Below are 12,734 nucleotides of genomic sequence, written 5' to 3' on the forward strand. Positions count from 1 at the left end.
CGCTCCCCGCGGTGGTCACGTCGAATCCAGCCGGTGACGGAAGAAGTAAGGGGCCGGGCCGTCGCACCCCGCGACGGCCCGGCAGCGCCCCTCACCTCTTCGTCCCCGGAGACCGCCATGACCGCGCTGCCCGTCGCCCCGCTCCCCGCCTCCGCGTTCGTCCCGACCCCCGACTCCGCCCCGGCCCCGCTCCCCGCCTCCGCCCCGGCCCCCGGTCCCGCAGGCGCCCCGGAACCGCCCTACCGGGTCTCCCTCGCCACCGGTCCCGAGGACGTACGCGCGGCCCAGCGCCTGCGCCACCTCGTGTTCGCCGGGGAACTCGGGGCCCGGCTGGAAGGGCCCGAGCCCGGCCTGGACAGTGACGCCTTCGACGCGTACTGCGACCACCTGCTGGTGCGCGAGACCGCCACCGGGGACGTCGTCGCCACCTACCGGCTGCTGCCGCCGGACCGGGCCCGGATAGCCGGACGCCTCTACGCGGAGAGCGAGTTCGACCTCACCCGGCTCGCCCCGATCCGCGACGACCTGGTCGAGGTCGGCCGCTCCTGCGTCCACCCCGCACACCGCGACGGCGCGGTCATCGCCCTCGTCTGGGCCGGACTCGCCCGCTACATGGAGCGCACCGGCCACACCTGGATCGCGGGCTGCTGCTCCCTCCCCCTGGCCGACGGCGGGGCGAGCGCCGCCCGGAGCTGGAACACCGTCCGCGCGAGCCACCTCGCCCCGGAGAAGTACTGGGTCACCCCGCACCGCCTGTGGGACTCCTCCGCGCACGGCACCGGAACCGGCTCCAGGGCGGACCTCCCGCCGCTGCTCCGCGGCTACCTCCGGCTCGGCGCCCAGATCTGCGGAGCCCCCGCGTACGACCCCGACTTCGACGTCGCCGACCTGTACGTCCTGCTCTCGCTGCGCCGCACCGACCCGCGCTACCTGCGCCACTTCCTCTCCCTGGCCCCGTCGCGATGAGCGTCTGGCTGCCCGTCGCCCCCTGCACCCCGGACGGCTGCGCCCGGCACACCGGAGCGGTACGCGCGCCGCTGCCCGCCGCCCTCCTGCTGCTGGCCGGCTGCGCACTGGTCCTGCTGGGCGTGGCATGCCTCCCGTCGGCCCTGCTCCTCGGGCCCGTCCCGCGCGGCCGTCTGACGCGCTGGTGGGCGCGCGCCGTCCCCCGGGCCTTCGGCGTACGCGTCAGCGTGCGGGGGCCGGCCCCGGAAGCCGTCACGGGCGGCGAACTCGTCGTCGCCAACCACATCTCCTGGCTCGACATCCCGCTGATCGCCTCCGTGCTGCCCGGCCGGACGGTCGCCAAGAGCGAGATCCGGCACTGGCCCCTGCTCGGCCCCCTCGCCGCCCTCGGCGGCACCCTGTTCATCGAACGCGACCGGCTGCGCGCCCTGCCCGCCGCCGTACGGGAGGTCGCCGCCGCCCTGCGTTCCGGCTCCCGGGTCGTGGCCTTCCCGGAGGGCAGCACCTGGTGCGGGCGGGACGGCGGCGCGTTCCGGCCCGCCGTCTTCCAGGCGGCGATCGACGCCGGTGCGACGGTCCGGCCGGTCCGCATCGCCTACCGCACCGCGGAGCACCGCTTCGGGCCTGCCTCGGGCGCCGTCGCCTTCGTCGGGTCCGACCCGCTCGCGGCCTCCCTGTGGCGGGTGGTGCGGGCGGGCGGGCTCACCGCCCGGGTCGACGTCCTCGCGCCGATCCCCGTGGACGGCGGGGACGACCGCCGCGCCCTGGCCCGCAGAGCACGAGCGGCCGTCCTCGGACCCCAAGGCCCGCTCCGGCCCCGTCAGACCGCCGTGGCCAGCGACAGGGCGAACCGCCCCGCCGAGTCCGTCCACCACTGAGTCAGCCGCATCCCGGCGGCGGCCAGCTCCTCACGGACGTCCTCCCGCCGGAACTTCGCCGACACCTCCGTACGCAGCTCCTCACCGGCCTCGAACGGCACCACGAGGTCCAGCTCACGGATCTTGACGTTCAGCGCCCGCCGGGCCCGCAGCCGCATCTCGATCCACCGGTCCCGCGGGTTCCACACCGCGAGGTGATCGAAGTCGTCGAGCGGGAAGTCGGCCCCCAGCTCACGGTTGACGACGCTGAGGACGTTCTTGTTGAAGGCCGCCGTCACCCCGGCCGCGTCGTCGTACGCGGCCACCAGCGTCTCCTCGTCCTTCACCAGGTCCGTGCCGAGGAGCAGCGCGTCGCCCGGCGAGAGCAGCGAGCGCACCGACCGGAGGAACCCCGCCCGCTCCTCCGGCAGCAGATTGCCGATGGTGCCCCCCAGGAACACCACCAGCCGGGGGCCCGGCGTCCCCGGCAGGGCCAGGCCGCCGGTGAAGTCGGCGATCAGCGCGTGGACGGACAGGCCGGGGTGCTCGACGAGCAGCGACTCGGCCGCCCCCGTCAGCGCGCTCTCGCTCACGTCCACGGGGACGTAACTGTGCAACTCGGGGAGCACGTCCAGCAGATGACGGGTCTTCTCGGACGAACCCGAGCCCAGCTCGATCACCGTCCGGGCGCCCGACGCCGCGGCGATCTCCTCGGCGCGCGCCTGGAGGATCTCCCGTTCGGCACGGGTCGGGTAGTACTCCGGCAGCCGGGTGATCTCCTCGAACAGCTCGCTGCCGCGGGCGTCGTAGAACCACTTCGGCGGCAGGGTCTTGGGGTGCCGGGTCAGGCCGCTGAGGACGTCGGCGCGCAGCGCCGCGCCCGTCGCGTCCACCGGCAGGGTGCGGGTCAACAGGAAGGGACTCACGCGGTGGGCTCCTTGAGCGGGGTGAGCAGGACGTCCGTGGAGGTCGCGACCAGCAGCGTGCGGTCGGGGACCTCGCGCCAGAGCGGGTCGTCGTCGTAGGGCTCCGAGGCGACCGCGGTGCGCCGGCCCGGTGTCGTGAGGTACCAGAGGGTGTCGCCCCAGGCGGTCGCCGTGATCGTCTCCCCATCGGTGAGGAGCAGATTCAGCCGGGAGCCGGGCGCGGCGGCCGCGACCTCCCGCACGGTCTCCGCGACGGCCCGCGGCGCATCGTCGCCGGCGTCGGTCCGGTGGCGGATCAGCGCCCAGATCAGCGCCGAGTCGTTGCGGGCGGCCAGCGCCAGGAGCCGCTCGGCGGGCAGGGCGGCGGCCGCGTCGGCGAGCGACCCGGGCCAGCCCCGCACCATCCCGTTGTGGCTGAACAGCTGCCGCCCGGCGGTGTACGGCGCGGCCGCGGCCTCCCCGTCCGCACCCGCCTCGGTGGCATCCCGCACGGCGGCGAGCAGTGCGGTGCTGCGCACCACCCGGGCCAGATCGGCGAAGGTCTCGTCGCCCCATATCGGTCCCTGACGGCGGTAGCGACCGGGCACCGGGTCCCCTTCGGCGTACCAACCGACCCCGAAGCCGTCCGCGTTCACCGTGCCGTGGCGTTGGCGGCGCGGCGCCCAGGACTGCCGCACCAGGGCGTGCGGAGGCCGCAGCAGAATTTCGCCGAGTGCCACGGGATCGCCCACGTAGGCGATGTGACGGCACATCAGGCGCTCCTCGCGGTGCGGAAGCCGGAGAAGATCTGCCGCCGTACCGGAAGGTCCCAGTTGCGGAAGGTGCCCCGGCAGGCGACCTCGCCCACGGCGAACGACCCGCCGCGCAGCACCTTGTGCCCCGGCCCGAAGAACACTTCCGAATACTCGCGGTAGGGAAAGGCCACGAACCCCGGATAGGGCAGGAAGTCGCTGGAGGTCCACTCCCACACGTCACCGATCAGCTGCCCCGCCCCCGAGGGGGAACGCCCCGCCGGATAGGCGCCGGACCGGGCCGGCCGCAGGTGGCGCTGGCCCAGGTTGGCCCGCTCCGGCGTCGGGTCCCCGTCGCCCCACGGGTAGCGCCGGGAGCGGTCGGAGACGGGGTCGTGACGGGCGGCCTTCTCCCACTCGCTCTCGGTGGGCAGTCGCCGGCCGGCCCAGCGGGCGTACGCGTCCGCCTCGTACCAGCTGACGTGCAGCACCGGCTCGTCCTGGGGTACCGGCTCGGTCACCCCGAACCGGCGGCGCAGCCACTGTCCCGCCTCCCGCCGCCAGAACAGCGGTGCGGTCAGGTCGTGTTCACGGACCATGGCCCAGCCCTCGGGGGCCCACCAGCGGCTGTCCCCGTACCCGCCGTCCTCGATGAAGCGAAGGTAGGCGCCACAGGTGACCGGTGAGGTGTCCAGGTGGAACGCCGCCACCTCGCGCCGGTGGGCGGGCCGCTCGTTGTCCAGGGCCCACGGCTCGGCCGAGGTGCCCATCGTGAACGGGCCGCCGGGAACCAGCACTTCGTCCCCGAGCACCTCGGCCTCGACGGGCGCGGGCGGCTCGGGCGCGGTGAGCGCGGCGGGTCCCGAGCGCAGCTGATGGGTGATCAGCATCGTCTCGTCGTGCTGCTGTTCGTGCTGGGCGATCATGCCGAAGGCGAACCCGGCCCGCTCCAACGGGCGTCCGCCCTCGTGCAGCGGTACGCCCTCCAGCAGGTCCAGTGCCCGCCCCCGCACGTCGGAGGCGTAGGTCCTGGCCTCGGCCGGTGCCAGCAGCGGCAGCGAGGGGCGCGAGGCACGGGAGTGCTCGAAGGCGTTGTAGAGACCGTCGATCTCCGGGCGCAGCGCCTGGCGGCCGCCGACGGCGCGCAGCAGCCACTGCTCCTCCTGGTTGCCGATGTGCGCCAGGTCCCAGACCAGTGGCGACATCAACGGGGAGTGCTGAGCGGTCAGTTCGCCGTCGTCCACGCTGTCGGTGAGCAGGGCGGTGCGCTCGCGCGCGGACAGCAGCGCTGCGAGGGCCTGCCGCCGCAGCGCCTCCGGATCGATGCCGGCTGCGACGGGGAACCCGGTCGACGCGGTGGAGCCGGCCGGATCGAAGGCGTCGGAGTGTTCGCGGTGCCGGGTGCCTTCACGGTGATCGGTCATGCGGTGGCCGCCTTTCCGGAACGCGGCGGGGTGTGATCGCTCAGCGGGCCCGGACCGCTCAGCAGGTCCTGATCGGACGACAGGCCCCGATGGCTCAGCTCGCCCGGCTCGGGCAGGTCGTCGGCCGGACATCGGCCCCGGGCGACATAGCGGTCGGTGAAGGCGGCCACGGTGTCCCGGACCGCCCCGCTCGCTCCCATCCGCTCCAGGGCCGGCAGCGCGGCCCCGAAACAGGCGGTGGCGGCGCCCCGCAGCTCCGGGTCGGCGAGCCCCTCGCGGGCGGCCGTCGTCCAGAGCGCATTGCGCGGTGCGGCAGATGCGTCCGATGCCTCGGCCAGCGGCTTCAGGGTGCGGTACACGGTCTCGGCGGCCTCCGGGTCGTCGAACAGGGCCGTGGCGACGGCGAGCGGCACCAGCCACCCGTCGGGACCGCTCTGCGCGTCGATCATGCGCAGTTCGAGGTGACCGCGCGGTCGGACCGGGGGGAACAGCGTGGTGAGGTGGTAGTCGAGATCGGCCCGCACCGGCGGCCGGGGCGACCCGGTACGGATCCACTCGCGGAAGGTGAGCCCCTCCGGCACCTCCCACGGGCCCTCCTCGCGCCGGATGCACAGCACGGTCGTGTCCAGCACGTGCGCGGCCCAGGCCTCGCGCGGCGCACGCCCGGAGCCCGGCGCCAGGGTCCGGACCGGATCCAGATCGGCCCACAGCGACTGCCGGGTGGAACGCCAGCCCGTCCGACGGCCCTGCCGGAACGGGGAATTCGCGAACGCGGCGACCAGCACCGCGCCCAGCAGGTGCGCGAGCTGCCAGCGCCGCCCGTAACCGAGCGGCCCCGGCTCCTCCTCGCCCGCGTCCAGGCAGACCTGGACCGACGCGGAGGTGCACATCATCGCCCGCCCCGCGGGACCCGTACGGTCCAGCGCGGCCTCCATCGCCTCGTAGCGGGGTTCCCGCAGCCTGCGGAGCGGCGCCTGCCACGGGTCGACACCGAGCCCGACCGGTGCGAGCCCCGCCGTGTCGAGCGCGGCACGGACCGCCGCCAGATCGGCGGCGGTGGTGTCGACGCACTCCATGAGGGATCCGGCGGGCTGCGAGCTGAGCTCCAGTTGCCCGCCCGGCTCGAACGTCAGCGCCGCGCTCAGCGGCAGCGCGCGGACCGCCTCGACGGCGCGGTCCAGCCGTTCCTGGCCGACCGGAAGGTCAGGCCGTTCCCGGTCGTGGATGAGCCATTCGAGCTCCACCCCGACGGTTCGGGGCGGGCCCGTCTTGAAACATATGCCGCGCAGTAAATCCTCTGCCCCGCTCTCGTCGAGGGGGGCGGCGTCCGGGCGCGAACCGTTCGCGCCGGAAATGTCCCAGCCCATGGGGGCCTCCTTCTCAGCCGCGTACCTACCAGCCAAACCCGTACCCGGAGATCGCACAAGGGTGCCCCCGAGCCAGAAGAATCCGGTTGCACCCAGGCCGGGTTCCCCGTCAGCATGCCCCGTATGCACCACACGGGGGAGCGCGAGTGAGCGCGCGGCTGCGCGGTATCGCGCGGGACACGGAAGCGGTCGTCGAGGCCGGGAGATATCGCAACGCGGCAGGTCAGGACGTGCCCATCGGACGGGCCGTGGCCGCCGCGCTGTCGGGCACCAAGCTCTACGGGCCGGAACCGGTGCACGTCGCCGCCCTGGACACCGACCGGACCCCGCGCATCGAGGTCACCGGCGAGAGCAGCCTCGCCGCGGCCCGCCGGATGACCGGCGAGGCCCCCGGCCGGGTCGCCGTCCTCAGCTTCGCCTCGGCCCGCAACCCCGGCGGCGGCTACCTCAACGGCGCGCAGGCGCAGGAGGAGGCCCTGTGCCGCGCCTCGGCCCTCCACGCGACCCTCCTGCGCGCCCCCGAGTACTACGCGCACCACCGCGCGGAGCGCGGCGCCTTCTACACCGACCGGGTGATCCACTCGCCCGGGGTACCGGTCTTCCGCGACGACCGCGGCGCGTTCCTGGACGCCCCGTACACCGTCGGCTTCCTCACCTCACCCGCGCCCAACGCCGGGGTGATCCGCCGGCAGACCCCCGAGGAGGCCCACCGCGTCCCGGCGGTCCTGGCCTCGCGCGCCGAACGGGTACTGGAGGTCGCGGCCGTACGGGGCTACCGCAGGCTGGTCCTGGGGGCCTGGGGCTGCGGGGTCTTCCAGAACGAGCCCGCACAGGTGGCGCGGGCGTTCCGGGCGCTGCTCGGCGAGGGCGGCCGGTTCGGGGGCCACTTCGAGCAGATCGTCTTCGGGATCCTGGACCGGGCCCCCGAATCCGCCGCCCGGGCCGCCTTCGCCCGCGCCTTCACCTGACCCGGGGCCGGCGGCGCTGCCGTGCCAGGCGGGGGCACCACCGCCGCACCGCCTTCGGCGTCGCAGGCTCCCGCCGCACCGCCTCTCGTCCCGCCGCCTCCCGCCCTGGCCGCTCAGCTCCAGCCGTACCGCTCGCGCAGCCGCCCCGCGACCCGGTCGAACCGCTCCCGGTCCAGGGCGCACGCCTCCCGGCGCATCCCGTCCTCATGGACCCGCAGCACCCGGTCGAGACCGGCCCAGGACGGGCGCCCCGAGCTGTCCCAGGGGCCCGCGCCCAGTGCCACCCACTCGTGCTCCCCGTCGTGCCGCTTGCTGGAGAGCTGCACGCCGAGCAGCGTGCCCGCCTCCTCCCGGGCCACCACGAGCACCGGGCGGTCCTTTCCCCGTCCGTCGTTCTCCTCGAAAGGCACCCAGGTCCAGACGATCTCGCCGGGATCGGGATCCCCGTCGCGATCGGGGGCGTAGGAGGTGCGCACGGGGCCCACGTCGTCGGTGTCGGCCTCCGTCGTGGCCGTCGGCCCGCTGCTGCCGGGCACGTCAAAGGGGTTGTCGGAACGGTACGCGCTGTCGTGGAACGTCATCGCAACACCGTAGAACCCCCACCGCCCGATCCCGGGAGCGGGGCGTCGGGCCGGGGTCGCGGGGCGGCGTTCCGGCCACCGTGACCGGAGCTGCGGGGCCCGGGCCGAAACCCGATCCCACGGGTCTGGAAGACTGCCCGACGCCATGAGCCAGTTACCCAAGCAGCCCGCCGAAGTCTCCGTTCCGACCAGCGCCGATGTCGCGCGCCTCGCCGGAGTGTCCCGGGCCACCGTGTCGTACGTACTGAACAACAACGCCACCGTCCGGATCAGCGAACCCACCCGACGCCGGGTCAGGGAGGCCGCCCTCCAGCTCGGTTACGTTCCGCACGCGGCTGCCCGCAGTCTGCGCGCCGGACACAGCCGCATGGTCCTGCTGCCCTCCGGCCACATACCGGCGGGACCCCTGCACCAGTACTTCTTCGAGGAACTCCAGTCCGGGCTGCGCCGCCTGGACTACACCGTCGTCCAGTACGGCAGCGTCGGTCTCACCGCCGACGAGGCGGCCACGGCCTGGGCGGAACTGCGGCCCGTCGCCGTCGTCGTACCGCCGGGCATCGCCCTCACCCCCCACGGCACGGGCATCCTGACCCGCTCCGGGGCCAAGGCGGTGATCACCCTGGGCCCCGGCCCGGTGGCCGGAGCACACGGCCTGGTCATGGACCAACGCCAGGTCGGCGCCAGCGCGGTGGAACACCTGCTGGCCCGCGGCCGTCGCCACATCGGCGTGGTCATGCCCGAGGAACCGGGCCGGGTGCCCTTCTCCGAACCCCGCCTCATCGGTGCGCGGCGCGTGGCCGAACCGGCGGGGGCCCGGGTGTGCCCGCTGCCCCTGCGGTACGAGGAGGAGTCCGCCCAACAGCTGGCCGCCCGCTGGCCGGAGCTGGGACTGGACGCGGTGTTCGCGTACAACGACGAGTACGCCATGCTGCTGATGCGGGCCCTCCAGGACGCCGGGGTGGACGTGCCCGCCGACACGGCGGTGATCGGCGCCGACGACTCCCTCATCGGCCGGCTGCTGCGCCCCCGGCTGAGCACCGTCCGGATGGAGCTCGCCATGCCGCAGCCGCTGGCCGAGACGATCGACCGCATGGTGCAGTACCCGGGCGGACCACCGGTCCATCAGGACCTGCTCCGCACCAGCGCCGTGCACCGGGAATCCAGCTGACCGCCTCCGGCGCGACGACATGCGCGAGGCGCGCCGGATGTCTAGCGTCGGAGGCATGAGCCACCCGCAGAGTTACGAACTCCTCCTGATCCCCGACCACAGCAGGACACGGACCGGGGCCCCCGGACGGCCGATCCGGTCCGCGGTCGTCGCCGCCACCGGCGAGACGGGGGCCTCGGGCTACCCCCGGTACGCGGGCGAGGGCATGGAGGCGGACGTCGACCCGGAGACCCGGACGGTGGAGGCCGTGCTCATCGACGGCGAGGAACTGGACTACGGCATGTCGGTCCGCGTCGCCGGGGCCCAGGGAGAGCGCCCGGCGTCCTGAGAACGACACAAGCGAAGGAGCGGGGGAGGCGCGGGGCCGACAGCCCCGGGAGAGCCCGGCTCCGCGCCCCCTCCGGGCACGACCGGGGCCCCGACCGCGCACACCGTCGTCGCGGTGTCGGTCGGGGCCCCGGGGCGTGCCGTGCGCGAAGAGGCGCGGGCTACGGGGTCTCCGGCCGGCCCTCGCCCGCCTCGGCCGCCCGCTTCTGCTCCTCGACGGACTTGCGGACCTCGTCCATGTCCAGCTTCCGGGCCTGGCCGATGACGTCCTCCAGAGCGGCCTCGGGCAGCGCACCGGGCTGCGAGAAGACCGCGACGTTGTCACGGACGATCATCAGCGTCGGAATGGAGCGGATCTCGAAGGCCGCCGCCAGCTCCTGCTGCGCCTCGGTGTCCACCTTGGCGAAGACGAGGTCGGGGTGGCGCTCGGAGGCCGAGTCGTAGACCGGCGCGAACTGCCGGCAGGGCCCGCACCAGGAAGCCCAGAAGTCGATCAGGACGAAATCGTTGTCGCTGACGACCTGATCGAAGTTTTCCTTGGTGAGCTCGACGGTGCTCATACGGGGGATACCTCTTCCTCTGCCGGTGGGGTTCTGACAGGTCCTGTCCGGCACAACGGTGACTGCACTTGCGCTATTCCGCCTGCCCATGTGGCCGGGGCGCACACCCGCGAGGACACTGTTCCCATGACTGACGCAGGGAAGAAGTCCGAGCGCTCCGAGTACGACGTGGTGGTCATCGGCGCAGGTCCGGTGGGAGAGAACGTGGCGGACCGGGCCCGCGCCGCCGGGCTCTCCACGGCGGTGGTCGAGTCCGAGCTGGTCGGCGGCGAATGCTCCTACTGGGCGTGCATGCCGAGCAAGGCGCTCCTACGCCCCGTCGTCGCCCGCGCCGACGCCCGACGGGTGCCGGGACTGAGCGCCGCCGTGCGGGGCCCCCTGGACGTGGAGGCCGTGCTCGCCCACCGGGACGCCGAGGCGAGCCACTGGCAGGACGACGGCCAGGTCGCCTGGCTGGAGAGCGTCGGAGCCGACGTCCACCGGGGCACGGGTCGGCTCACCGGCCCCCGCGCGGTCACCGTCACCGCCCCCGACGGCACGGAGCACCGGCTCACGGCCCGCCACGCCGTCGCCGTCTGCACCGGCTCCCGGGCCGTGGTCCCCTCCCTCCCCGGCGTCGAGGAGGCGCGCCCCTGGACCAGCCGCGAGGCCACCAGCGCCAAGGAGGCGCCCGGCCGGCTCGTGATCGTCGGCGGGGGAGTCGTGGGCGTGGAGATGGCGACCGTCTGGCAGGCGCTGGGCTCCGAGGTGACGCTGCTGATCCGGGGCGGCGGTCTGCTCCCGAGGATGGAGCCCTTCGCGGGCGAGCTGGTCGCCGACGCCCTGACGGAGGCCGGGGCCCGGATCCGTACGGGTGTCTCGGTCACCGCCGTCCACCGCCCCGCACCGGACGGCCCGGTCACCGTCGACCTGGACGACGGCGACCGTATCGAGGCCGACGAGATCCTCTTCGCCACCGGGAGGGCGCCGCGCACGGACGACCTGGGCCTGGAGACCGTCGGCCTCGAACCCGGCTCCTGGCTCACCGTGGACGACAGCTGCCGCGTCGAGGGAACGGACTGGCTGTACGCGGTCGGGGACGTCAACCACCGCGCCCTGCTGACCCACCAGGGCAAGTACCAGGCCCGCATCGCCGGCGCGGCGATCGGCGCCCGCGCGGAGAAGGGGCCCCTGGAGACCGCCCCCTGGGGCGCGTACGCCGCCACCGCCGACCACACGGCCGTCCCCCAGGTCGTCTTCACCGACCCGGAGGCCGCGTCCGTCGGTCTCACCCTCGCCGAGGCCGAACGCGCGGGCCGCCGCGTACGCGCCGTCGACTACGACCTCGCCTCGGTCGCCGGCTCCGGCCTCTACGCCGACGGCTACCGGGGCCGTGCCCGGATGGTCGTGGACCTGGACCGCGAGATCCTGCTCGGCGTCACCTTCGTCGGCCCGGGCATCGGCGAACTCCTGCACTCGGCGACGATCGCGGTCGCGGGGGAGGTCCCCATCGCCCGTCTGTGGCACGCGGTCCCGGCGTACCCGACGATCAGCGAGGTGTGGCTGCGGCTGCTGGAGACGTTTCGAGAGTAGGAACCGCCGTTAAAGCCATACTGCGGTCGTCGGGTCGGGCTCTTGAGTTTTCCAGAGTGGCATGGGCTCGGAGTGGAGGATCTGCACGTTGCGGGGACCGGCCGCAGCAGTTGTCGATGTTGGCTGAGTCGAGGGTTAGCAACTGAGGCAACCCTGAGACGGGGCAGAGGCAGATGAGGTCGCTTCAGCTGACAGAGCGCAGGTGAGGGGAATCGTCTCGTCCTCGCCGTCGATCGCCCGCAGCGTGTGCGGCATCGCGCGGACCGCGTCCTCGATGGGGAACGCGTCCTTTGCGTCCGTCTTCGCCTTACCCGGGTGGAGGTCGGCGATCCGCCGCATCGTCAGTCCCGGCAGGTAGGTGACTGGGCAGCCCATGCCCCTGGCGACCGCCAGTGGCACAGCTCCGATCGAGGCCGGCTGGTCGACCACGACGTGCCCCGTTCCGTGCTTGGCCTGGAGTTTCGCGAACAGCTCGCGCAGCTTGGGTTCGGTGTGGGACAGCCGTTTGTCGAACGCCTTCTTTCCGGCCGGTGTGACGGCGGTGGCATGGTGTTCGCCCTTGCCGACGTCCAGGCCGAGGAAGACGTCGATGTCGCCGGTGTCGATCACGTGCAGGCCACTCCATCACGCTTTCGTCCGGCCTTGCCTGGGCACCGAGCTGCCACATCCATGTTACGGAGAGCTCCTTCGGCCTGGGTGAAGCCGGTGCTCAAGCCCCTCATCAGCGGTCCGTCGATGCCTCCGGACCCGGTGAAACCAACCCCCGGATCATGAACATCAAGGGGGAAGCCATGCCGGACCCGAAGGCCCCAATTGCGGAGCCACGGAGAAGGTGTCGGGGAGTCGCCCCACCGCTGTTCGTGCGGCCGTGAATGGAGTAAGGAGGGTGTCGCACCTGGCCCCTCAGCACCTCGGTCACCGCTAGGCTGAACGGCAGGTTGCACGTGAGGGGGAGACGGATGGCGTCGCAGGTCGTTTCATACCAGGCAGACGAAGAGACGGAGGTCCGATTCGAAATCGAGACGACTGACGAGTGGTATCCGGTGAGCTCTGACGAGGTCGTGGGCAGGATCCGCGAGGCCGTGCGGCCGGCTGTCGAGGGTGCCCGCACGGTGTTGGAGCAGGTCAAGGCACTGCAGCCGGGTGAGGTTCAGGTGAAGTTCGGGGTGAAGGTCACCGGAACGGCGAACTGGTTGGTGGCTAAGGCGGCCACCGAGGCGAACTTCGAAATCACACTGATCTGGCCGCGTGACCAGGCTGCCTCAAGCGCGACGTGAGCACCCCACC

The 12,734-nt window shown here is 73.4% G+C and carries 13 protein-coding genes and 1 pseudogene; 7 read left to right on the forward strand and 7 right to left on the reverse strand.

Annotated elements, in window-relative coordinates; genetic code table 11:
• Positions 1–117 precede the first annotated feature (117 nt).
• A complete protein-coding gene (locus tag DTB53_RS21390; protein WP_003964578.1) occupies positions 118–966 on the forward strand; it encodes a GNAT family N-acetyltransferase in 849 nt (282 codons plus the stop codon).
• Positions 963–1,844, forward strand: a complete 882-nt coding sequence (locus DTB53_RS21395; RefSeq protein ID WP_012377998.1) for a lysophospholipid acyltransferase family protein — start codon at positions 963–965, stop codon at positions 1,842–1,844. Before DTB53_RS21390 ends, DTB53_RS21395 begins: the two co-directional genes overlap by 4 nt.
• On the opposite strand, the gene egtD is transcribed toward DTB53_RS21395, so the two are convergent.
• Genes egtD through egtA form a run of 4 tightly spaced genes read right to left on the reverse strand, consistent with a single transcriptional unit; the run spans position 1,787 to position 6,271 of the window.
• Positions 1,787–2,749 (reverse strand): L-histidine N(alpha)-methyltransferase, encoded by a 963-nt coding sequence (gene egtD / locus DTB53_RS21400; RefSeq protein ID WP_012377997.1) that lies wholly within the window; start codon positions 2,747–2,749, stop codon positions 1,787–1,789. The genes DTB53_RS21395 and egtD overlap by 58 nt on opposite strands.
• Positions 2,746–3,501, reverse strand: coding sequence for an ergothioneine biosynthesis protein EgtC (gene egtC, locus DTB53_RS21405; protein WP_012377996.1), 756 nt, complete (start codon positions 3,499–3,501; stop codon positions 2,746–2,748). The genes egtD and egtC overlap by 4 nt, the downstream gene beginning before the upstream one ends.
• Complete coding sequence (egtB, locus tag DTB53_RS21410) at positions 3,501–4,904, reverse strand: ergothioneine biosynthesis protein EgtB (protein ID WP_012377995.1); 1,404 nt, start codon at positions 4,902–4,904, stop codon at positions 3,501–3,503. Before egtB ends, egtC begins: the two co-directional genes overlap by 1 nt.
• Positions 4,901–6,271, reverse strand: coding sequence for an ergothioneine biosynthesis glutamate--cysteine ligase EgtA (gene egtA, locus DTB53_RS21415; protein WP_012377994.1), 1,371 nt, complete (start codon positions 6,269–6,271; stop codon positions 4,901–4,903). The genes egtB and egtA overlap by 4 nt, the downstream gene beginning before the upstream one ends.
• A 146-nt stretch (positions 6,272–6,417) precedes the next feature.
• Here egtA and DTB53_RS21420 point away from each other — a divergent pair, with 146 nt between their 5' ends.
• A complete protein-coding gene (locus tag DTB53_RS21420) occupies positions 6,418–7,239 on the forward strand; it encodes a TIGR02452 family protein (RefSeq protein ID WP_012377993.1) in 822 nt (273 codons plus the stop codon).
• 113 nt (positions 7,240–7,352) lie between these two features.
• Here DTB53_RS21420 and DTB53_RS21425 read toward each other — a convergent pair whose 3' ends face one another.
• Entirely contained in the window at positions 7,353–7,820 is a 468-nt protein-coding gene (locus DTB53_RS21425) for a type II toxin-antitoxin system PemK/MazF family toxin (RefSeq protein WP_003964571.1), read from the reverse strand.
• Positions 7,821–7,965: 145 nt separating this feature from the next.
• On the opposite strand from DTB53_RS21425, the gene DTB53_RS21430 reads away from it, so the two are divergent.
• Positions 7,966–8,988 (forward strand): LacI family DNA-binding transcriptional regulator, encoded by a 1,023-nt coding sequence (locus DTB53_RS21430; protein WP_003964570.1) that lies wholly within the window; start codon positions 7,966–7,968, stop codon positions 8,986–8,988.
• A 55-nt stretch (positions 8,989–9,043) separates the two neighbouring features.
• A complete protein-coding gene (locus DTB53_RS21435; RefSeq protein ID WP_030700340.1) occupies positions 9,044–9,316 on the forward strand; it encodes a hypothetical protein in 273 nt (90 codons plus the stop codon).
• A gap of 160 nt (positions 9,317–9,476) precedes the next feature.
• Here DTB53_RS21435 and trxA read toward each other — a convergent pair whose 3' ends face one another.
• Entirely contained in the window at positions 9,477–9,875 is a 399-nt protein-coding gene (trxA, locus tag DTB53_RS21440; RefSeq protein ID WP_003964568.1) for a thioredoxin, read from the reverse strand.
• 126 nt (positions 9,876–10,001) lie between these two features.
• Here trxA and DTB53_RS21445 point away from each other — a divergent pair, with 126 nt between their 5' ends.
• Positions 10,002–11,447 carry a dihydrolipoyl dehydrogenase family protein gene (locus DTB53_RS21445; RefSeq protein ID WP_012377991.1) on the forward strand — a complete coding sequence of 482 codons (1,446 nt, stop codon included), beginning with the start codon at positions 10,002–10,004 and terminating at the stop codon, positions 11,445–11,447.
• Positions 11,448–11,657: 210 nt separating this feature from the next.
• Here the strand turns inward: DTB53_RS21445 and DTB53_RS21450 are convergent.
• Positions 11,658–12,053 (reverse strand): annotated as a pseudogene (locus DTB53_RS21450) (IS110 family transposase); the annotation flags it as partial.
• A 353-nt stretch (positions 12,054–12,406) separates the two neighbouring features.
• Between DTB53_RS21450 and DTB53_RS21455 the strand changes: the two are divergent.
• Entirely contained in the window at positions 12,407–12,724 is a 318-nt protein-coding gene (locus DTB53_RS21455) for a CU044_2847 family protein (protein WP_042495531.1), read from the forward strand.
• Positions 12,725–12,734 lie beyond the last annotated feature (10 nt).

The sequence above is a fragment of the Streptomyces griseus genome, assembly GCF_900460065.1.
Lineage (GTDB): Bacteria > Actinomycetota > Actinomycetes > Streptomycetales > Streptomycetaceae > Streptomyces > Streptomyces griseus.

Coding starts and splice junctions, on each gene's coding strand:
- DTB53_RS21435 (WP_030700340.1), top strand. CDS start 9,044: ATGAGCCACCCGCAGAGTTACGAACTCCTCCTGATCCCCGACCACAGC.
- DTB53_RS21425 (WP_003964571.1), bottom strand. CDS start 7,820: ATGACGTTCCACGACAGCGCGTACCGTTCCGACAACCCCTTTGACGTG.
- DTB53_RS21455 (WP_042495531.1), top strand. CDS start 12,407: ATGGCGTCGCAGGTCGTTTCATACCAGGCAGACGAAGAGACGGAGGTC.
- DTB53_RS21430 (WP_003964570.1), top strand. CDS start 7,966: ATGAGCCAGTTACCCAAGCAGCCCGCCGAAGTCTCCGTTCCGACCAGC.
- egtB (WP_012377995.1), bottom strand. CDS start 4,904: ATGACCGATCACCGTGAAGGCACCCGGCACCGCGAACACTCCGACGCC.
- DTB53_RS21445 (WP_012377991.1), top strand. CDS start 10,002: ATGACTGACGCAGGGAAGAAGTCCGAGCGCTCCGAGTACGACGTGGTG.
- egtA (WP_012377994.1), bottom strand. CDS start 6,271: ATGGGCTGGGACATTTCCGGCGCGAACGGTTCGCGCCCGGACGCCGCC.
- DTB53_RS21395 (WP_012377998.1), top strand. CDS start 963: ATGAGCGTCTGGCTGCCCGTCGCCCCCTGCACCCCGGACGGCTGCGCC.
- egtC (WP_012377996.1), bottom strand. CDS start 3,501: ATGTGCCGTCACATCGCCTACGTGGGCGATCCCGTGGCACTCGGCGAA.
- DTB53_RS21390 (WP_003964578.1), top strand. CDS start 118: ATGACCGCGCTGCCCGTCGCCCCGCTCCCCGCCTCCGCGTTCGTCCCG.
- trxA (WP_003964568.1), bottom strand. CDS start 9,875: ATGAGCACCGTCGAGCTCACCAAGGAAAACTTCGATCAGGTCGTCAGC.